Annotated in this window: 26 protein-coding genes; 23 read left to right on the top strand and 3 right to left on the bottom strand. The window is 69.7% G+C overall.

From position 1 onward, the window contains the following. The first annotated feature begins 192 nt into the window (after positions 1–192). Positions 193–3009 carry a tetratricopeptide repeat-containing protein gene (locus tag L3Q67_RS01170; RefSeq protein ID WP_499187729.1) on the top strand — a complete coding sequence of 939 codons (2817 nt, stop codon included), beginning with the start codon at positions 193–195 and terminating at the stop codon, positions 3007–3009. A 691-nt stretch (positions 3010–3700) separates the two neighbouring features. Here L3Q67_RS01170 and L3Q67_RS01165 read toward each other — a convergent pair. Next, on the bottom strand, positions 3701–5539 hold the full coding sequence (locus L3Q67_RS01165; RefSeq protein WP_499187728.1) for a site-specific integrase: 1839 nt from the start codon (positions 5537–5539) through the stop codon (positions 3701–3703). A 382-nt stretch (positions 5540–5921) separates the two neighbouring features. Here L3Q67_RS01165 and L3Q67_RS01160 point away from each other — a divergent pair, with 382 nt between their 5' ends. Next, positions 5922–6404 carry a hypothetical protein gene (locus tag L3Q67_RS01160; protein ID WP_499187727.1) on the top strand — a complete coding sequence of 161 codons (483 nt, stop codon included), beginning with the start codon at positions 5922–5924 and terminating at the stop codon, positions 6402–6404. 16 nt (positions 6405–6420) lie between these two features. Here the strand turns inward: L3Q67_RS01160 and L3Q67_RS01155 are convergent, their stop codons facing one another. Further along, positions 6421–6687, bottom strand: a complete 267-nt coding sequence (locus L3Q67_RS01155; protein WP_499187726.1) for a hypothetical protein — start codon at positions 6685–6687, stop codon at positions 6421–6423. A 574-nt stretch (positions 6688–7261) separates the two neighbouring features. Next, positions 7262–7732 carry a hypothetical protein gene (locus L3Q67_RS01150; RefSeq protein ID WP_499187725.1) on the bottom strand — a complete coding sequence of 157 codons (471 nt, stop codon included), beginning with the start codon at positions 7730–7732 and terminating at the stop codon, positions 7262–7264. Between the two features lie 165 nt (positions 7733–7897). On the opposite strand from L3Q67_RS01150, the gene L3Q67_RS01145 reads away from it, so the two are divergent. The 21 genes from L3Q67_RS01145 to L3Q67_RS01045 all read left to right on the top strand — a co-directional run bounded on the left by L3Q67_RS01145 (position 7898) and on the right by L3Q67_RS01045 (position 19279). After that, on the top strand, positions 7898–8134 hold the full coding sequence (locus tag L3Q67_RS01145; RefSeq protein ID WP_499187724.1) for a helix-turn-helix domain-containing protein: 237 nt from the start codon (positions 7898–7900) through the stop codon (positions 8132–8134). After that, positions 8131–8400, top strand: coding sequence for a hypothetical protein (locus L3Q67_RS01140; RefSeq protein WP_499187723.1), 270 nt, complete (start codon positions 8131–8133; stop codon positions 8398–8400). Before L3Q67_RS01145 ends, L3Q67_RS01140 begins: the two co-directional genes overlap by 4 nt. Before the next feature lie 110 nt (positions 8401–8510). Then, a complete protein-coding gene (locus tag L3Q67_RS01135; RefSeq protein ID WP_499187722.1) occupies positions 8511–8867 on the top strand; it encodes a hypothetical protein in 357 nt (118 codons plus the stop codon). Further along, positions 8864–9424 (top strand): hypothetical protein, encoded by a 561-nt coding sequence (locus L3Q67_RS01130; protein WP_499187721.1) that lies wholly within the window; start codon positions 8864–8866, stop codon positions 9422–9424. Before L3Q67_RS01135 ends, L3Q67_RS01130 begins: the two co-directional genes overlap by 4 nt. Beyond that, complete coding sequence (locus L3Q67_RS01125; protein ID WP_499187720.1) at positions 9424–9612, top strand: hypothetical protein; 189 nt, start codon at positions 9424–9426, stop codon at positions 9610–9612. The genes L3Q67_RS01130 and L3Q67_RS01125 overlap by 1 nt, the downstream gene beginning before the upstream one ends. After that, a complete protein-coding gene (locus tag L3Q67_RS01120) occupies positions 9609–10061 on the top strand; it encodes an SsgA family sporulation/cell division regulator (protein ID WP_499187719.1) in 453 nt (150 codons plus the stop codon). The genes L3Q67_RS01125 and L3Q67_RS01120 overlap by 4 nt, the downstream gene beginning before the upstream one ends. Beyond that, positions 10058–10537 carry a DUF7432 family protein gene (locus tag L3Q67_RS01115; protein WP_499187718.1) on the top strand — a complete coding sequence of 160 codons (480 nt, stop codon included), beginning with the start codon at positions 10058–10060 and terminating at the stop codon, positions 10535–10537. The genes L3Q67_RS01120 and L3Q67_RS01115 overlap by 4 nt, the downstream gene beginning before the upstream one ends. 100 nt (positions 10538–10637) lie before the next feature. Continuing rightward, positions 10638–11195, top strand: a complete 558-nt coding sequence (locus tag L3Q67_RS01110; protein ID WP_499187717.1) for a hypothetical protein — start codon at positions 10638–10640, stop codon at positions 11193–11195. Beyond that, positions 11192–11818: a DNA translocase FtsK gene (locus L3Q67_RS01105; protein WP_499187716.1), complete on the top strand. Its 627-nt coding sequence runs from the start codon at positions 11192–11194 to the stop codon at positions 11816–11818. The genes L3Q67_RS01110 and L3Q67_RS01105 overlap by 4 nt, the downstream gene beginning before the upstream one ends. Continuing rightward, positions 11818–12432 (top strand): hypothetical protein, encoded by a 615-nt coding sequence (locus L3Q67_RS01100; RefSeq protein ID WP_499187715.1) that lies wholly within the window; start codon positions 11818–11820, stop codon positions 12430–12432. Before L3Q67_RS01105 ends, L3Q67_RS01100 begins: the two co-directional genes overlap by 1 nt. Positions 12433–12437: 5 nt before the next feature. Beyond that, positions 12438–12947 carry a hypothetical protein gene (locus tag L3Q67_RS01095; protein ID WP_499187714.1) on the top strand — a complete coding sequence of 170 codons (510 nt, stop codon included), beginning with the start codon at positions 12438–12440 and terminating at the stop codon, positions 12945–12947. Then, entirely contained in the window at positions 12944–13522 is a 579-nt protein-coding gene (locus L3Q67_RS01090) for a hypothetical protein (RefSeq protein WP_499187713.1), read from the top strand. Before L3Q67_RS01095 ends, L3Q67_RS01090 begins: the two co-directional genes overlap by 4 nt. Further along, positions 13515–13700, top strand: a complete 186-nt coding sequence (locus L3Q67_RS01085) for a hypothetical protein (protein WP_499187712.1) — start codon at positions 13515–13517, stop codon at positions 13698–13700. Before L3Q67_RS01090 ends, L3Q67_RS01085 begins: the two co-directional genes overlap by 8 nt. 4 nt (positions 13701–13704) lie before the next feature. Then, entirely contained in the window at positions 13705–14343 is a 639-nt protein-coding gene (locus L3Q67_RS01080; protein ID WP_499187711.1) for a hypothetical protein, read from the top strand. Further along, positions 14343–15389: an HNH endonuclease gene (locus tag L3Q67_RS01075; protein ID WP_499187710.1), complete on the top strand. Its 1047-nt coding sequence runs from the start codon at positions 14343–14345 to the stop codon at positions 15387–15389. Before L3Q67_RS01080 ends, L3Q67_RS01075 begins: the two co-directional genes overlap by 1 nt. Then, complete coding sequence (locus L3Q67_RS01070) at positions 15386–15604, top strand: zinc finger domain-containing protein (protein ID WP_499187709.1); 219 nt, start codon at positions 15386–15388, stop codon at positions 15602–15604. The genes L3Q67_RS01075 and L3Q67_RS01070 overlap by 4 nt, the downstream gene beginning before the upstream one ends. After that, a complete protein-coding gene (locus L3Q67_RS01065; RefSeq protein ID WP_499187708.1) occupies positions 15591–15842 on the top strand; it encodes a hypothetical protein in 252 nt (83 codons plus the stop codon). Before L3Q67_RS01070 ends, L3Q67_RS01065 begins: the two co-directional genes overlap by 14 nt. Next, positions 15839–16084 (top strand): hypothetical protein, encoded by a 246-nt coding sequence (locus tag L3Q67_RS01060; RefSeq protein ID WP_499187707.1) that lies wholly within the window; start codon positions 15839–15841, stop codon positions 16082–16084. Before L3Q67_RS01065 ends, L3Q67_RS01060 begins: the two co-directional genes overlap by 4 nt. Then, positions 16081–17016 carry a hypothetical protein gene (locus L3Q67_RS01055; RefSeq protein ID WP_499187706.1) on the top strand — a complete coding sequence of 312 codons (936 nt, stop codon included), beginning with the start codon at positions 16081–16083 and terminating at the stop codon, positions 17014–17016. The genes L3Q67_RS01060 and L3Q67_RS01055 overlap by 4 nt, the downstream gene beginning before the upstream one ends. A 213-nt stretch (positions 17017–17229) precedes the next feature. Further along, complete coding sequence (locus L3Q67_RS01050) at positions 17230–17952, top strand: DNA-methyltransferase (RefSeq protein ID WP_499187705.1); 723 nt, start codon at positions 17230–17232, stop codon at positions 17950–17952. 721 nt (positions 17953–18673) lie between these two features. Beyond that, positions 18674–19279, top strand: coding sequence for a hypothetical protein (locus tag L3Q67_RS01045; RefSeq protein WP_499187704.1), 606 nt, complete (start codon positions 18674–18676; stop codon positions 19277–19279). Positions 19280–19329: the final 50 nt, after the last annotated feature.

Below are 19329 nucleotides of genomic sequence, written 5' to 3'. Positions count from 1 at the left end.
ACGAACTCGATCACGTCACTCACCTCCCACCAGATCACCCACGCAGGACCGCTACGCACCGCGTCTATGTCCAAGTCGCAGTGCGGGCGACTTGGTGATCACGATGAGCCGTTCAGCCAGTCAGGTACGTCTTTCCGGGATAACCCTGGAACACCCTGACCTGCTACTGCAGTTCGGACTACAGTTCCCGGGTTGGGTGCTGGGAGAACTCGGGAGAAGCAACAAGGGGGCTATGCGATTTTGGGGCGGGACCCGCGAGCGCGATTCGTTGACCAGCTCAAGCAGTTACGCGAACTCGCCGGTCAACCCTCTCTGGCGGCGCTGCATGACCAAGATCCAGTGTGGCTTGTGCCGCAAACCGTCTCCAGCTTGCTCAATCACAACTTCAGACGCCCCCCGCCATGGGAGCGGATCAGCGCCTTCGTGATCGCGTGCGTGGAGATCGGCAGGAGCAAGAACCTCACGATGCCACCACGGGACATGCTGCTTGAGCAGTGGCGATACCACCACGCAGCGTTGTCGACTGCGCTCGACCAGACCCCGCCGCGGGCCGCGCATGCAGCCCCCGCCAGCCGGGCGACCCCGGAGCCGAAGCGTCGTCGTTTCGGTGCGGTGCCGCCGCGCGCTGGCGCGTTCCAGCACCGTGCTGTGGCCGAGAACCTGACTAGGGCCGTGGGCAGCGGCGGAACTGCGGTGCTCACTGGCGCCGCGGCCACCCCGGCGAGCGTCCTGACCGGATTGGGTGGAGTGGGCAAGACCCAGCTGGCCGCCGACCACGCTCACAACGTGTGGGACTCCCAGCAGGTGGAACTGCTCGTGTGGATTTCCGCCCGCACCCGCGACGCCATCACCACCGCTTACACCGAAATCGCGGCCGAATGGCTCGGCCAGGACCCCACCGCCCCGGAACGCGCGGGGCGCCGGTTCCAGGAATGGTTGGCCGAAACCCTCACACCATGGCTGATCGTGCTCGACGACCTCCAGAACCCCGCAGACCTGACAGGCTTGTGGCCACCGCACACGAGCTGCGGGCAAGTCGTAGTGACCACCCGATGCCGCGACGCCGCCCTGCACGGCGACGGCAGACATATCGTCGACGTCGACCTGTTCACCGCACCCGAAGCCCTGACATACCTCGTCGAGAAACTTCCCGCTCGCGCCACCGAAACCTCACAGCTGAACAGTCTCGCCGATGAGCTGGGGCTATTGCCGCTGGCACTGGCGCAGGCTGCCGCGTACCTGACCAACAAACCGCTTCTTTCCACTGCGGACTACCGGGAACGGCTTGCCGATCGGAAATCCACACTGGAACACGTGCTGCCGCGACCACGGGAACTGCCCGACGAGCACGAGCAGACCGTGGCCGCGACCTGGTCATTGTCGATCGAGGCCGCCAACCAACTCGACCCCGCTGGCTTCGCCCGCCCCTTACTGGATCTGGCAGCGCTGCTCGACCCCGCCGGTATCCCTATCGCGGTCTTCATCTCCGACGCCGTCGCAACTCACTTCAAGGCCCAGATGGACCGCGACCTCACCGCTGAAGACCTCCAGGGAGGGCTGGAATGCCTACGGCGTTTCAGCCTACTCACCCTTGATCCCGCCCAGCCTCACCGCGGGGTCCGTGTGCATGCCTTGGTCCAACGCGCCGTTCGCGACGCGCTTACCCCAGACGCCCACGGCAGCCTCGGGCGCGCCGCCGCTAGTGCCCTGCACGAGGTGTGGCCAGACATTGAAGTCGATCAAACATTGGGTCAAGCGCTACAGTCGAACACCCGAACACTGCAGGACACCGCCGAAGAACACCTCTGGCAACCCGTCGGGCACCCGGTGCTGTTCCGTCTTGCAGAGAGCCTCGGAGACGCCCAGTTACTAGATGCAGCCATCACGGTCTCGAGCCGACTGCACCACCAAGCATCCATCCGTCTGGGGCCCGATCACCCTGACACGTTGACAACCCGTTCCAGTCTCGCCACCTGGCGTGGGGACGCCGGGGATCTGGCGGGTGCGGTCGCCGCGTTCGAGCAGTTGCTCACCGACCAGTTGTGGGTGCTGGGGCCAGAGCACCCTGAGACGTTGACGACCCGTTCCAGTCTCGCCTACTGGCGGGGGAGGACTGGGGATCTGGCGGGTGCGGTCGCCGCGTTCGAGCAGTTGCTCACCGACCGGTTGCGGGTGTTGGGGCCCGAGCACCCCGATACCCTGATCACCCGTTCCAGTCTCGCTACGTGGTGCGGGGAGACCGGGGATCTGGCGGGTGCGGTCGCCGCGTTCGAGCAGTTGTTCACCGACCAGTTGTGGGTGCTGGGGCCAGAGCACCCTGAGACGTTGACGACCCGTTCCAGTCTCGCCTACTGGCGGGGGAGGACTGGGGATCTGGCGGGTGCGGTCGCCGCGTTCGAGCAGTTGCTCACCGACCGGTTGCGGGTGTTGGGGCCCGAGCACCCCGATACCCTGATCACCCGTTCCAGTCTCGCTACGTGGTGCGGGGAGACCGGGGATCTGGCGGGTGCGGTCGCCGCGTTCGAGCAGTTGCTGATCGACGAGCTGCGGGTGCTGGGGCCAGAGCACCCTGAGACGTTGACGACCCGTTCCAGTCTCGCCTACTGGCGGGGGAGGACTGGGGATCTGGCGGGTGCGGTCGCCGCGTTCGAGCAGTTGCTCACCGACCAGGTGCAAGTTCTGGGGCCCGAGCACCCCGATACCTTGGTCACCCGCCACGATCTCGCCTACTGGCGTGGGGAGACTGGGGATCTGGCGGGTGCGGTCGCCGCGTTCGAGCAGTTGCTCACCGACCAGGTGCAAGTTCTGGGGCCCGAGCACCCCGATACCTTGGTCACCCGCCACAATCTCGCCTACTGGCGTGGGGAGACCGGGGATCTGGCGGGTGCGGTCGCCGCGTTCGAGCAGTTGCTCACCGACCAGGTGCAAGTTCTGGGGCCCGATCATCCGAACACCTTCAAGACCCGCCGCGATCTCGCGCACTGGCGGAATGTTGCAGGTGAGAACTGAAATGCACGGGTGGCTGAGCGGCTAGCCGCTTAAGCCCGGTCCGAAGCTTCGGAGGTGGCCGAGCTCCGGGCGGGACCGCTCGTCGAGGTCGACGACTTCACCGTCGAGTACTGCGGGACGTCACTCCAGCGGCGTGTGCCGTGGTCGGAGCTGGTTGCATGAACCCGAGTGTGACCGGGTTGGTGACACTGCCCGCGAGCACCCGGCGGGCGCCGGTGATCTCGTCGGCCGTGGCGACCACCCGGACGGTCCCGGGGTCGACCACCGCTGCCGCGCGTCCCGCACGCGCCGCCGCGCGCGGGACGCGCGTTCCATCCCTGACAGGGCAGCCAGGAGGGTGAACACGGTCCCGGTCGGGTCGTGGGAGCCCTGCAGTTCGCCGGTGAGAAGCTGGACTGGCGCGCGGTGCAGGCGCGGGCGTAGCCGATCCGGCGTGCCCGGCCGGCTCGGCGCCAGCGGCTGAGGGGCGCGCCAGTTCGATCCAGGTCCTATAAGGCTTGCGCAGCGCGGGCGTGGCGACGGCGGCGCCTTGGCCAGCGAAGGCACAAGCCGGAACCGCGCGGTGTTGTACTGCACCGCCCCTCCGGCCGGTCCCGGTTCGGCACGGCGACCCGGCCGGGGCGGCGCAGCTGGGGGCTTCGCCTGGTACCCGCCGTAACTGGCGGGGGTTGCCGCCCACGTTGGAAGAGCCCTAGAAGGTGGCAAAGGTCGTGATCAGCTCCTGGCTATCAGTTCGGCGCACTTCGAGTTCGAAGTCATCGATGTCGGCGTCAGGGCCCCGGTGGCGTCGTATCGCGCCTCGAAGGACGCGCGTCAGTTGATTAGCGTCACTGGAGTCGATCTGAGCTGTGAACACCTTGACTACCGAGCCCAGCTCAAGTAGTCGCACCTCGTGTAACTCGGGACGTGTAGAGGTGTCGGCCTTCGGAGCGTTGATGAGGGGATCGGAGTCTGGGTCTGCCATGCCCTCGGGGCCATCCTGCAGCTTCGGTTCGGGAGGCGCTTCGCTCCGGCTTATCGAAGCATTGACTGGTGGCCCAAGAACGGTTGCTCGCCGGCCTCTGGACGTGCTGATTAGATGCCACTTCTTGAGGAGGCCCACGGCCCGGTTAGCGGTGCCGGCCGAGACCTCGTATTGAGAGCGGATGTCAAGTTGTGTAGGTGCGGGCTGCCCTGGCAGGAGCTCACGAGCGAGGATTCTGCTGCGAATGTCGGCGGCGACCTGCTCGTACGGGGTCCTAGGGTCTGTCTTCGCATGTTCGACCTTGTCGAATGGGACCGTGGGCCGTTCGGGCATGCGGCCAATGAGTGTGGCGGCGGCCCGCTGGTCCGCCTCGGCTACCCAGGCGGCGTAGACCTTGAGGGTGGTTGTTCCGCCGCCAGCATGGCCGAAGCGCCCACCCACGGTGCGTACATCCACGCCTGCCGAGATGAGTTCGGTCGCGCTGTAGTGCCGGAGCTTGTGTAGTGAGGTAGCGATGTTCAATCGCTTGACCAGGCGCCCGTACCGTTGCGTGCAGGTGTCGGGCTGGGGAGGCGTCGTTGTACTCAGCAGCCCAGAGAAGATGTAGGCATCCAGGCTCAGAGTGATGCCGAGCTTGCTGGCGGTGTCGAGGCTGCGTTGGCGCAATGCCTCGAGGACAGCCACTGTCTCCAGGTCGAGGGCGATCTGGCGCCGTTGGTGATCCTTCGTGAGCTTCTCGGTCAGAGTGGCGCCGTGCTGGTCGATGGTGTATCTGACAGTCAACGTGCCACGCTCGAGGTCGACATGCTTCCACCTCAGCGCGCACAACTCTCCTCGTCGCGCGCCGGAGGTCATGGCGAGCCAGAGAAACGCGTGCCAATCAGGGTCTTGCCAGGCGGCATTCAAGATCCGCGCCGCATCGGCGGCCGTAGGCGGATCCGGGTTCGGTTTCGGCGCAGGCGGTGGCTCTGCGGCCTGGGCCGCGTTCACCGAAACCCACTTCCACCTGACACCGCGGCTGAGCGCCCCGCTGATGAGGAAGTGCATACTCCGAACGGTCGATGCTTGGAGGGGCTGGCAGCGATGTGGGCCACAACGCTCGTCGCACGTGTGCTCACGAGGTGTGCGGTGATCTACCTGTGCGCTGCCGTTGCAGTGGGCTCGGCACCGTCGTAGCTCCGCGTAGAACGACTCCAGTTGATGGACGTCGAGCGAAGCGAGGCTGATCTTGCCGATACGAGGCTGGATGTGGTTTCTGAGGTCGCGCTGATAGAGGCGGCGAGTCCCTGGATCGAGTTCGGCTGTGGCGATGTGCTTCTCGATGAGCTGGCCGAGGGTCGCGGTGGTGCGCGGGTGTCGCCGCTCGTCGACGTCATGAACCAACCGGACGCGCGCCTTCTCGGCCAAGGTTTCAGCGTCTGGTCCGGCCGGGATGATCTCGGTGAGGTAGAGGCGCTTTTTTGTGACCGTGTCGTAACCGGCGAACACGCGCACACGGAGGGCGCCACTCGCCAGTACGTCGATACTGCCGCGGGCCCGTGTCTTGGAGCGCGTGTAGGTCGCCATGACATGAGTGTAGGTAACTTCGCGTCACGTTTGATGTCATGCGGCTTCGCCCCGTCCTGGTGGACGGGGCGAAACCGCAGGTGAAGCGTGTGCCCCCGGCAGGACTCGAACCTGCGACCTAGAGATTAGAAGATTCTAGCCCCTGAGCGGTGTGCCTACCTGGGAAAACGCAGTTGGGGATCAAGCCTAACGGCGAAATCTCTTGCTGTGTTCCACAAGATCATTCCACTGTGGACCCAGGGACTGTCACATGCCACTCATCACCCAGTTGGAGCAACGCTCCGAATCCGCTGCGGACCATTCTCCCACCCGCCCACGCCAATCGGCCGGCCGCGACTCCGCGGCTTTCTGGCGCAGGATCGAACTCGTTCTGTACGGCGTCATGGTCACCCTGCTGGCCGCCTTCCTCCTCCTCGAGACAGCCAGCACCACCCCCGCCCGCGCGCCGGCGGTCTACGCCTGCGCCGACGACCGCGCGATCCTCGACCAGGTCTCCGCCCAGCTTGGCGAGGACCTCACGCCGATTACCGTGCTGCGCAGCAGCAGCCCTCACGTCACCCGCGCGGGCTCGCACAACCTGCCGAACTACGGCGCGATGACGAGAGCTGACGGCCGGATCCACGTCGGCCCCCACACGCCGTGTGAGCTGGTCGACGACACCCTCCGGCACGAGTACGTCCACGTCCTCCAGCGTCGCCTACTCGGCGCGGACGTTCCCGCCGGCCGCGACCTGGAGCTGGTGGCCGACGCGCTCGCTCGCCGGTGGGGCAACACCTACGCGCCTTACATCGTCGAGCACGGCGAACCGACCACCGAGCACCAGCACCAGGCCGACATCCTCGACGCCAGCCGCGGCTGCGGATAGCAGGCGGCGGGCCGGGTCAGCTCACGATGTCGTCGAGGACCTCGTCGAGGTCCAGCAGGCCGTCGACGAGGTGGAGGCAGCCCGGAAGGTCGATGATCGGCGAGCCGGGCAGCTGGAGGCAGACGACCGGGGCGGGCTCCGGATCGGGGCCGGGCTCGTCGGTGGGCGGGTCGACCGGTGGCGTGCTGGGCTCGCCGGGTCCCGGCTCGGTGCCGGGCGGTGTCGCGGGGGGTGTGCTCGGCGCGGCAGCTCGGCGCTCGCGCCGCTCAGCGAGGTCGGTCACGGGCGCTGGCGGGGTCGTCGGCACGACGGCAGGACCGTCGGGTGGGGCCGTCGTCTCCGGCTGCGGTGGTTCTGGCGCGAGTGGCCGGTCGCTCGGCGGCAGGGCGATCGAGGGCCGCGGTGGGGTGGGTGGAACTCCAGGACGACTGGCTGTGCCCCCAAGGGCGATGGCCGTGACACCAGCGAGGGCAACGCCAGCCGTGCCAGGACGCCGGCGGATCCAGTGCGCGCCCGCAGCGATCGCCGCGAGCATGGCACCGACCCGGCCGCCGCGAATGAGGGTGAGGCGCCGTCTCTGCGGGATTTCAGGGACGAGTGCGGCCTGTGCTCCAGCTTCGAGCATGGCAATCCGGTCGCGTGCGCGAGCCTCGCGCTCGAGGCGCCGGACTTTCGCCACGAGCCATCCGACTTTGGCTACGAGCCAGCCGATTACCCCTACCAAGAGGAGCGCCGTTGCTCCCAAGATCACGGTCGTTATGGTCCCCATACCCGGGAGCATCGTCCGAATGGCAGGTGACGTTGCTACGCGCAACTAAGTTCGTGCCATAGTCCACCCGAGTGGTGCAAAGGCGTGCCTAACCTGCGCTCGCATCTGGGTGGTTTTGCGCCTCCAACCTGGCGCGATACTCATTCGCAAGCCTGGTGCGATACCGGAAAATCGCTGCCCACACGAAGTCCTCGGGTGCGTCCGGCACCGACGCGATGTCGTGCTCAACGGGATCGTCTCGCAACTTTTTCTCGATGATGCGTTCGGGATCGAGAAGCATTGCGATGTCGGCGAGCCGTGCGCGTTCGGTCGCCTCGGTGGCAGTCGTGCTATCGCCGAGGATTTCGTCGATCCTGCCGACTGGCCATTGCAGCGCTATTTCGATGCGCCGACGCGTGAATGGCGGGATGCCCCCCGGCCCCTTGCGCACGGCGCGCAGGGTCTCGTAGGCGATGTCGGCCTCGGCCGCAATGTGCCGCCACCGCTTGTTGAGAGCTGCCCGCTGCAATTCCATCTCGGCGGCGAGGCGTGCGCGCGCAGCCTCGTCGATGGGTTCCATGCCTGGTCCCTCCCCGTTGGGCACTCGATCGCCCGAAGAGTAACGCAGAATAACGCAGATCACCAGTAGTAAGCAAAGGATCACGCAGACGGCCGTTACCACTCCGTCACCACAGATCTGTGGTGATCTGTTGTTTTCTGCGTTATCTGGCCATAATCTGTCCACATGCACGGCAAGTCGACCTACGAATTCGATGGCCCTGGCCTGCGAGAGCGACGCACCAGCGGTGGGATGTCCCTGCGCGCCCTCGCCGTGAAGTGCCAGCAGGCCGGAACGCCCATCAGCGACAGCCAGATTTCCAAGCACGAACGCGGCCTTAGCCAGCCCCGGCCCAAGGTGCTCAAGGGGTACGCCGAGGTCTTCGCAGTAGAAATCCGCGACCTGCTGGCGAGCGCCTCGTGACCCCCGAACAGCGCGTTCTGCGCTCCCGGCTCGGCGCCCACGCCCGGTGGGCTCAAGAGCCCGACCGCGTCGCAGCGACCGCAAAAGCCCGGCAGGCCTTCAACGACCGGTGGGAACGCCAGGTTGACCCGGACGGCGAGCTCGATCCCCACGAGCGCGCCGTCCGCGCAGAGCACGCCAAGCGGGCGCACTTCACGCGCATGGCGATGGCATCGGCCAAGGCCCGCGCGAAGACGGGCGGAAAGAAGCGGCGCAAGGCCGCGTAGAGGGGGCGATACCGCCCAAACCCCTTAAGCATCAACAAAAAGTCGCGCGGCCCGGTGTCGCAACCACCGGACCGCGCCAGCCACGAGAACTAGTGATGAAGGAGACCCTCGTGACCAGATTTAAGGGTAGTCGCCAGCAGAACGCTGGCGGACAGCACCGGCGCAGCGACAGCCCGCACGTGCTGCGGACCGAGTCCGTGAGGCAGGCGCCGCTGCTGCTGTGGCTGCAGTGGCTGGCCGACGTGCTGACCCGGCCGCTGCAGACGATGGCCGCGGACGCGGCGGTGGTGCTGGCGCCAATGGCGGTCCGTATCTCCGAGGTCCCGGGTCGCGGCTCGGTGCCCAGCCGCGCGGACCTGGCCGGGCCGCCGCCGGGCTGGGTGGTGCACCCGGTGTGGGTGGTGCTCGGCGTGGTCACCGTGGGGTTGGCGGCCGGTGCGCTGGCGGCGGCGGTGGTGGTCCGATGACCAGCACGCTGCCCGATTCCGACCGCGGCTTGATCACCGGCACGCTGCCGCTCCCGGTGGTGGGCCGCCACGCTCGCCCGGACGACGACTCGGCCGACCGCATTTCGATGCGGCTGCCGGTGGCCAAGCTGCAGCCGGGCGACGTGGTCCACGACAACCCCCGCTGCGCGTGGCAGGTCGAGCTGGTGCGTCCGGTCATCCCGGCGCACCGTTCGGTGCACCTGTTCGGCCGGTACGTGCGCGGCACCCGCCGCGGTGCGGACCTTGCCGGGCAGCCGGTGATCCGCCCGGCAAGGTCCTGGCGTCGGGTGCGGGTCGAACGGCCGGTGTCCCTGGAGGACACCGCCGTGCTGCCCGCCGTGTCCGTGGAGGACCCGGCCGTGCTCTACGTGCGGGCCGCCGGGGCGGTCGAGGTCCCCGAGGCAGACCGCCAGCAGTGCAAGGCCCACAACTGCCAGGGCACCGGCCGGTGGGTGATCTGGCCGTCAGCGTTCTGCACCCCGCACGCCGCCCGGCTGCTGGCCGCCCGCGCGGCCACGTTCGGCGGTGGTGCGTGATGGCCACCGTCCCGATCCCGGCCGCGGTGCCGCGCCGGACGCCGGCGCCGCCGACGTTGCTGGCCGAGCTGACCGGCCGTCTGCCCAGCCGCCACGACGTGGCCGAGACGGCGAATCTGTTCCTGTTCGCCGCTGGCGTGCTGTCCCTGCCGCTGCTCGGCGTCTTGCTGCTGGTCGGTGTCCTGTGAGCCTGCCGCTGGTCACCCCGATCACCGCCACCGCCGTGTGGCCGGGCGCGTCCGCCCCCATCAGGCAGCGGGTGCACACCGTGCTGGCCTACAGCACGGATGACCCGCTCGCCGTGACCCTCACCGTCGACATGCTCGGCTCGTTCGGCCCGCGGTGGGTGTTCGCGGTCGACCTGCTCATCACCGGCATGGGCGAACCGGCAGGGGAGGACGCCGGGCTGGTGCAGGTGATGCCGACGCCCGGCGAGGGAGTCGAGGTCCGTGCCCTGCACGTCGCTGAGCACCCCGGTCAGTCGCGCTGGTGGCGGCTGGTCTACCCGCGCCTGCCGCTCGGCCTGGCCGTGCGCGCCATCAAAGGCGTCATGCCGTCGCAGTCCATCGTGCGCCGCCGCGCATCCGTCGAGTTGAACCACTTGGCCGAGTCCGTCCAGAAAGGACGTCCCCAGTGAGCGAGAACCGCAAGCCCCGTCCCGAAACGCACGAGGAACTGCCCGGGTATCAGACCGGCCCGGTCGAGCTGGCTCGGATGCAGCTGATGCCCGCCGGTGGCGTGCTCGCCGCCGCCGACCGGCTCATCGCCTCCTACCAGGCGGTGCCCGAGCTGGCCGGGTCGGTGATGTCCGAGCTGACCGACGACCGGCAGCTGGTCATCAGACGCCAGCGCACCGACCGCGAGCTGGACGAGGCACTGACCGCCGCGCAAGCGGCCTGGGATAAGGACAACAAGTTGTTCGCCGAAGCCGACGCGCGCGCCGCGCTCAAGGTCGGTGATCCGCTCGACGTGGCCAACGTCCGCGACAGCCTGTACTGCGGCTACGTCTACCGCAAGACCTCGAACGCGGCTCCGTGCTCGCTGGACATGAACCACAAGGGCGACCACTTCGAGGTCGTCGACGGCCTGATCGCCCGGATCACCCCGCGCTGATGTCGACCGTGCCCACCGCTCCGTCGTGCCTCGCGCGCCTGGTCGCCGCCGCCCTGGTGGCGGCGGCCGTGGCGCTGCGACTGTCCAGAAAGGACTGACCGTGACCCATCCCGCGCTGAACTTCCACCCTGATCCGGAGCTGTGTGAGGCCTGCGGCTACATGAACCGCGTCAGCACCGGCGGGCCGTGCGCGTTCCACCTCGGGGCCGAGTCCGGGTTCGCCTACGCGCTCAAGGCGGTCGCGCAGCTGGCCGCGAACCCGTACGGGGTCGCCCTGATGCACCAGGCATTCGACAACGACGAGGAGTGGATTTCCCCGCTCGCGCGCAGCCAGCCCGGCCACACCGCCGACCCCGACCTGGTCTCGCCCGAGGCCGCGCACCGCCACGCCGCCTACACCCGCCGCCGCGGCGCCGCGCACGCCCTGGGCGAGGCGGAGCACCGGCGCGCCGAGCCGGGCAGCATCGCCCCGGACCCGGCTGGCATGTCCCCGCGCGACCACGTCACGACCGCGGTCGACCTCGGGCGCCTGGCCGCCGACGCCTACCGCCGCGGGCACTTCGACGAAGCCGACTGGCAGCTGGCCCTGGCCCGGTTCCACGCGGCGCTGGCTCCGGCCGTGGCCGCCGCCGAGCAGCACGAGGCGGGCGCGGCGTGAGCGTGTCCATGTCCGGCAAGCTGCCGAAGGACGAGCGCAACGGCGCCGGTGCGCTCTCGGCCGCGATGGTCGACAGCCCCGAGGCCGTGCACGTCATCGTGGCCTTGGTCGACTGCGCCAAGATCACCACCGACATCGACACCGGGGACATCGTCCCCACGATGCGCATTCGCGCCATCGAAGGGTTTCCGGCCAGCACCGAGGACGCCCGCGAGGTACGGCGCCTGTGGCGCCGCGCGTTCGACCGGCGGCTGGGCAAGGACATGCTGCCGCTCGAGATCGAGCGGGTGCTCGACGACCTCACCCCTGCCGAGGACGACGACACCGTGACCGTGTCCGCCGGTCCCGCACCGGCCACCGCGGTCGACGTGGGTCTGTTGTGCCAGGCCGCCGAGCTGGTTATCAGCTCGCAGTTCGGTTCCGGCTCGATGCTGCAGCGCAAGCTGCGCATCGGGTTCGCGCTCGCCCAGCGGCTGGTCGACCAGCTCGAGCACCACGGCGTGCTCGCCACCGCCGAGGGCGGGCGCACGCCGGACGTGCTGGTGCCCGCCGACCAGCTCGACATCACCGTGGCCGCGATCCGCGCCGCCTACTCCACCGATCCGGAAAGGACGGACTCCTGATGTCCGCGAGCGCAGTCCGCTTCACCACCGACCAGCCGTCTGCACAGGACATCACCGACGCCCTGCAGGCCGCGATGGCCCACCCCGAGCAGTTCGTCGAGCGGCAGTTCGTCGAGGCCGCGGGCCGGTACGAGAGCGGCCAGCAGTGGCAGGCGCGCGCCGCCTACGCGGTGGTGGGCCCGCTGCTCGAGCAGCTGCATGTCCTGCTGGCCGCCGCATGCCGGCCGAGCGGCGGCACTCTCCCGGCCGCGGGCGGCCCCGACAACGACCTGGTGGGGTTCGTGACCAGCCCCGGGCACGCGGCGGTCCCCGGCGATCTCGGGCGGCGGCTCAACGAGTCCATCCCGGCGGACCTCATGGACCGGTTGCACCGCGAGCTGGAAGAGCTTCCGGCCGCCGGTGCCGAGCCGGACACCGAGCCGCGGCCGGACGAGGCGCACCAGTTGCTGGCCGCCTACGGCGAGAGCAGCCACCCGCTCGCGCCCTACCTGACGCGCTCGGCCGCGGCGTCGGCGCTGTTCGCCTTCGCCAGCGAGCTGGCGGACGCCTGCGACGCCAACGAGAACGTGCCGCCGGACTACGTGCGCGCGCTGTTCGCGCGCCACCTCGGGTGAGCGCCATGCCCACCCCTATCAGCTCGGCGCCGGTGTCGCGTTGGCGCCGCATCGGCGGGCCGGTCGCCGCGGTGCTCGGCGGTCTGGCCGCCGCGCTGCTCGTCGCGCTCGGCACCGCGGGGCAGCAGCCGGCACCGGCCCAGCTGCCCCCGTACCCGGCGCCGGTGACCACCCCGGCCCGCGCACCTCAGCCCCCACCGGCCGACCCGCACCGGACGGCCCTCACCCACGAAAGGACATCCACAGTGGACATGGAAGCCGTGCATCCCTCGGACAGGCAGCCGCGCTACTTCTTCGGCGGTGACCCCGGCCCGGACGGCGTGACCGTGGTCGACGAGCTCGACATGACCGACGGCGTGACCGCCCTGGACACCTGGCGGCAGACCACCGGCGCCGACGAGTGGACCAGCGATACCACCGGCGGCACCCTGCCGTGGCGCGAGCTGTGCGACACCCGCGCCCCGCTGCGCGAGGTGCTGCCCGCCACCGACCAGCCCGCCGGTGGTGACGCGTGAGCGGCTACCGCGAGTCCGCGTCGGCAGACGGCGCGTGGACGGCGAGCTTCTACCCCGGCAACCTGCCGTCGATGCGGGAGGCCCGCGGCGTCCTGGCCAACGCCTGCACCGACGACATGCCGGTGGCCGCCGCCGTCCACAACATCAACGGCTACGCCGCGAAGATCACGATCTTCCGCGACCCCAGCACCACCCATGGAGCGCCCGGGCCGGAGGCGTGCGAGAAGTTCGCCCAGGCCCTGTCCTGGACCCAGGGGTGGGCTCCCGGTCGGTCGTACCTGTTGGACCTGCTGGTGATGCTCGGGCTGCGCGAGGGCTACGACCCAAGCGCGCCGGTCCACCCCGCGCCGCAGATCGAGCACTGCCTGTCGAACCCCGTCGAACTGGTGTCCGCTCGCCGCGTGGACGGCGTGCTGCGCACCTACCGCGAACCGGGCGTGGTGCTCAACACCACGCCCGAACACCTCCCCGCCGTCACCGCGGTCGCCGGCGAACTCCGGCAGGAACGGTTCATCGTCACCGACCGCGCCACCAGCCGAACCTACGCACTCGCCAAGCGGCACGGCGATGGCTGAGCGCGTCGCTGCCGTGCTTGCCGCCGGTGGGCGGGTCCTCGACACCGCCCGGTCGGTGTGGCGGCACTGGCGCCCCGATGAGCTGGCCCGGCTGGCGTGGGTCAGTGTCGACTACGCCCGCGAGGACAACCGGGCCCGCGCGCTGCGTCAGCGGCGCCGCAAGGCGGGCGGCCGGTAGCCCGATGCCCGCTCAACCCGCGCTCTCGACCGCTCCCCGGCTGCCCTTCGCAGTCGGGGAGCGCGTCGGCTCGGCCACCGACCCGGCACGACGCGGCACCGTCCTGCTGGCCGGGCTCGACCGGCGCAGCGGCCGGACCGAGTTCTACGTGACGTGGACGCTCGGCCCGCCCGGCGGCCCCCACGTCTACACCGCGGCCCGGCTGCGCCGCCTCACCCTGCAGCCCGACACCACGACCACCACCGAGCCCGGCGAGCCCGCCGGGACAGCGAGAGGGGGCAGCGTGCCCATCACGCACACCACCGCGGCCGCGCCGCCACCGTCCACATGGGCCACGTTCCCGTGGCCGGACTGGGTGTTTCCCCGCATCCGGCGCAAGATCACCGAGTTCTGGTCCAGCAAGGGCAAACAGCCCGATGACTGGCTGGATGACGCGCGCGAGCACCAGGCGCCCGCGCTCGGCGACAAGGTCACCCCCCACCCCGAGGCCCGGCGGCTACCGCCGGGCCTCTACGTGCACGTACAGGGCCGGTGGGGGCGCGTGATCAACCCCGACGCGCACCCGGAACCGACCGTGCTCGGCACCTACCTGCGCGAGGACGGCCCGCACTTCTTCGGCTGGCAACCCCCGGGACGGTCCTGATGCCCTGGCTACGACTCGACGACGTCGATTACGACGACCCGCAGGTGGACGCGGTCGGCAACGGCGCCTACGGCGCCCTGGTGCGGCTCAAGCTGTACTGCTCGGCCCAGCGCACGGACGGGTGGGTGCCCGACCGCAAGGCGCGCGACATCGCCTCGCGCGCCGAGCTGCGCGCGCTGCTGGACACCCGGCTCGGCGACCGTCCGGCGATGCTGCACCGCCCCGGCGACGACTGCCGGTGCCTGGACGGCAAGACCTGGCCGATGGCCGGCGGCTACTGGGTGCACGCCTTCCTCGACCGCAACCCGTCCCGCGCGGAGAACGACGTGCAGCGCGCGAAGAACCGCGAACTGCGGGACAAGGAGCTGCGCCGCGCGGTGAAGGACCGCGACGGCGACCGGTGCCGCTACTGCGGGATCACGGTGAAGTGGGCCGACCGCAAGACCACGGCCGGTGGCGTGCTCGACCACGTCGACCCGCGCATCGCCGCGGGCGCCGCGAACCTGGTGGTGGCCTGCCGCGGCTGCAACGGGCAGAAAAAGGACTGCACCCCGGCCGCCGCCGGAATGGTCCTGCTGCCGCCCCCAGACGGCACCGAGTCGATCACTGCCGGATCAAGCCCCGATCAACCACCGATCCACGGAAGATCAACAGAACCACCAGGTGACCAATCTGGCTCCGGATCCAGGTCCGAAGTGGACGCCGCACCCCACCCGAGCGCCGCCAAACGCGCCCCGGAACGCCCGCAGCCGGACGCAAACACGCAGGTGGCGACCCAATCCAGCACGACCCACGACGCGACCACCGGCGGCATGACTACCGGGACGGGTAGGGGCGGGAACGGGACGGGTACCGCTCTTGAAACCGGCTACAAACACCTCATCGGTGACGCCGGTCCAACCGGGTACCGCCCACAGGTCGGCCCTGCCACCACACCCCGCGGCTACCTCGACCCCAACCCCTACACCCGCAACCCGAACCCGCTGCCCGAACCGCAACCCGAAGCAGTCGAGCAGGACGTGGCCGAGGCGGTGAGCAGACCGTGATCCACCGAACCCCCGGCGAGAAGCGACGCCACCGCGCGACCACTGACCTGCTCGAGGAGAGCGAGCGGTTGCAGGCCGTGCCGTGCCGCGGCTGCGGGCAGGGCATCGGGCAAGCGTGCATCAACCCCACCACCGGCGACGAGTTGCGGGCGCCCGCGCACCCGCAGCGCTACACCGACACCAAGCAGAAGGGCGGAAGCGATGACCGACGTTGAGACCACAGTGGACCCGCCCGAGGTCGACCAGCACAGCGGTGGCGACGAGCGCCCCCTGTTCGACATCCACCTCAACGTGCTCCCGCTCGACGGCGGGATGTACACCGCGAGCGCACGGCTGGACGAGGACACCAGCGCCGAGGCGGTCGCCGACGCGCTGCTGTCCTGCCTGAGCGGGGTGGCCGCCATGCTCGGCTCGGACGTGCAGGTGGCCCTGGCCCACAGGATGGCGCCATGAACTCGGCGAAGAAGTGCGCGCGGGCGGGCTGCACCGAAACGCTGCTGACGTGGATGGACCCGGAGTACTGCTCGAGGCGCTGCCGCGCGGCCGACCGCGCGGCAAAGGCGGCCGGAGTAGCGGCCCCGGCATGGGACGCCAAGCGCGGGGCGAACATGGCAGCGCTCGCGGCCGCGGCTATCCCGGCGTTCGAGCGGCTGCATGTGGCGCTGGCCGCGTACGCCGAGCAGGTGCGCCGGTGAGCCGGGCACTGTGCGCGGTCGAGGCCTGCGGGCGCCCGGCCATGGCCCAGCTGTGCGTGCGCTGCAGCGATCAGCTCGCCGCCGAGCTGCGCGCGATCGCCACCGGCGGAACAGCTCGGGTCCGCACCCACCACATCGGACGCCGGGTACCGGTGCCCGTGGTCTACCCCGCGCCACGATGGACGCGGGTGATCGAGGTCCGCGAGGTCGTCGAGCGCCGGCCCGGCCTGGCCGCCGAGCTGGAAACGATGGTGACCCGCCAGCACCGGCACGCCCCCGGCGCCGGGCACACCGCCGATCCGGACGAAGGCCTGCCTCTGCCGTTCAACGAACGCGCATCGGACCTGGCCGCGGACCTGCGCGCCACGCTGTTCCGCTGGACCGCAGTGGTGCTCACCCACGCCAGGCACCTGCGAGCCCCGCACCCGCTGACCGTGCCCGCGGCCGCCGGGTGGCTGGCCGGCATCCCGGCCCGGCTCGCCGTGCTGCCCGACGCCAAGCAGCTGCACGCCGACGTGCTCGACCTGACCCGCCGCATCCGGCGGGCTATCGACTCGCCGGACTCGGGGGTCTACCTCGGACAGTGCGGCGCCCCGCTCGACGACGACCCGGACACCGCGTGTGAGGCCGACATCTACGCCACCCCGGGCGCGCGCATGGCCGCCTGCCCCGGATGCGGCGCGCACTGGGCGACCGCCGACCGGCGCGAGTTCCTGCTCAACGCCGTCGATGACCAGCTGGCCACCGCGACCGAGATCAGCCGTGCCCTGTCCGGGCTCGGTCGCCCCGTCACCGCGGCCATGATCCGCGGCTACGCCCACCGCGGGCACCTCGCGCAGTACCCGCCGCACCCGCTCGACCCGCGCGGGCACACCCGCTACCGCATCGGCGACGTGCGCGACGTGCTCGACACCGTGAAGGAGAGTGGTTGACCACATCGATCTTGTCGGCGACCTGGGCGAACGCGTAGCTTATTCACATTCGGAGAGCTGTCTCTTGCGGACATCGGCCCCGGCGCGAAGAACCCAACTGCGCCGGGGCCTTTCCTTTCCGGGGTCATTACCCCACAACCTCGTTCCGGCGCACGACGTGCCGCCGCCACTAGCAGGTGTGTGCGGATCTGCCGATTAGAAAGAAGGAATCTGATGACGCTTCAGCTCCACGAGGGTGACGCGCTCGCCGTGCTTTCGTCCATGCCGGCCAGTACCGTCGACGTGGTGATCGCAGATCCGCCCTACAACTCGGGCGGCCGCACGAACTCGGAACGCAATTCGCAGTCCGCGCGCGGAAAGTACGTCAGTGGTGATGCCCAGCACGACCTGCCCGACTTCACAGGCGACAACCGCGACCAGCGTTCATACATCACGTGGCTCACGATGGTGCTCTCGGAATGCCTGCGCGTGAGCCGAGATGGAGCACATTGCCTGGTGTTCACGGACTGGCGGCAGATGCCGGCCACGTCGGACGCCGTGCAGGCCGCTGGTTGGACCTGGCAGGGAACGCTGAGCTGGTACAAGCCGATCAACCGGCCGCGTCGTGGCGGGTTCCGCGCAGCTTGCGAGTACATCCTGTGGGGTAGCAAAGGCTCATACGACAACACCCGGGAGATCTACCTGCCCGGCCACTTCTCGGCTAGCCAGCCAGGTGGTCGGCAGCGTAGGCACATCACCCAGAAGCCCGTCGACGGCCTCTTGTCCGAACTGGTGAAGGTGTGCCCCGAGGGCGGCACCGTGCTGGATCCGTTCATGGGCTCTGGCTCGACAGGCGAGGCCGCGCTCGCCACAGGCCGCGAATTCGTGGGCATTGAACTGTCTCGCCGATACTACGAGGTAGCACGTGAGCGACTGTCGAATGTCCCGATCCCCTGATGCAGGGTGGCGTAGCACCCCACACCGACAGTTCGGGGGTGCTTGTCGCTGAGCTGGGCGAACGCGTAGGGTGTCCACATTCGGATCAGTGTCCGTTCAGGACAGAGCCCCCGGCGCACCTCCCCCCTCAGCGCCGGGGGCTTTCCCGTACCGGGGCACGGGTGTGGTGGTGAGCGGGGATGGGGTTGCGTCCGTGCCTCGAGCCGGGGTGTTCCCGGTTCGGGCACGGCACGCGCTGCGCCACGCACACCCGCGAGCGCAACCGCGTGCGGGAAGCGGGCAGGGTGCGGCCGAGCACCACGGCGCGGGGCTACGGCAGGGACTGGCAGCTGCTGGTGGCCGAGGCCATCGGCCTGCATCCGTGGTGCTGTGACTGCGCAACCACGGGCGATGCGGACAACCCGCTGAGTGGTGATCACCTTCGGTGGCCCGCGCTCACGGTGGCCGATGTCGAGGTGGTGTGCCGCGTGTGCAACTCGAGGCGAGGGGCACGACGGTCTGTCGCATCGACAGAGAGTGACCAACGCTGATGTCGGGTCGTTGCGGTGTCCACAGTGGACACCTCGCAGGGGGTAGGGGCCCCCAAATCACGCCGTTTCCTGCGGTGATGTGACCCCGTTCTTTAGGTGCCTGTCGGTTTGTACGGGTCTGGGATTCTCGTTTTCGTGGGAGCCCGAACCCGCCATTGTCGTGACTGTTTGTGATGTTCGGGGGTGGTGGCATGGGCGGGATGGGGCCGCCACCGGCGAAGCACCGGCGCCGCCGTAACGCCACGGTCGGGATGACCAAGCTCCCGGCCGAGGGAAGGCAGAAGCCGGCGCCACGTTTCCCGCTGGGCGAGGACATTCAGACCGTGGCCAAGCTGCGCGTCGCGCGGCGCAAGGCCGAGCGGCTCGAGGAACAGCTCGACGCGGGGATCGCGGTCAACGAGGCCGCGCTGACGCGGGCGCTCGAGCGGGTCGAAGTGCTCGAGCACGTGCTCTCGATCCAGGCCAAGACCGAGCGGGCGATGTGGCGCGAGCTGTGGAAGACCCCGCAGGCGGTGGCGTGGGCGCGGCTGCGCTGGACTCGGGACGTGGCGCAGTACGTGCGCTGGAAAGTGCTGGCCGAGAACGGCGAACTCAAGGCCGGGGCGGAGGCTCGCCAGCTCGGTGACCGGATCGGGTTGACGCCGCTGGCGATGCTGCGGCTGAGGTGGGAGATCGCCGGGGACGAACTCGAGGACCGGCGCACCGAGCCCGCGCCGGCCGAGTCGAGTGCCGCGTCGGCGGTGCCGTCGCGCCCGCAGCTCAAGGCGGTCGATCCGGATGCCGTGGCGGGGGCCTAACGAGCCGGGAGAGTTCCCGACGCTGGGGTGGCTGATCGGGTCCTGGGTGC

The organism is Saccharothrix sp. AJ9571 (assembly GCF_021725495.1).
Classification (GTDB): domain Bacteria; phylum Actinomycetota; class Actinomycetes; order Mycobacteriales; family Pseudonocardiaceae; genus Amycolatopsis; species Amycolatopsis magusensis.
Note: the sequence above shows the minus strand (reverse complement) of the source record. Positions and strands in the feature narration are given on the sequence as shown.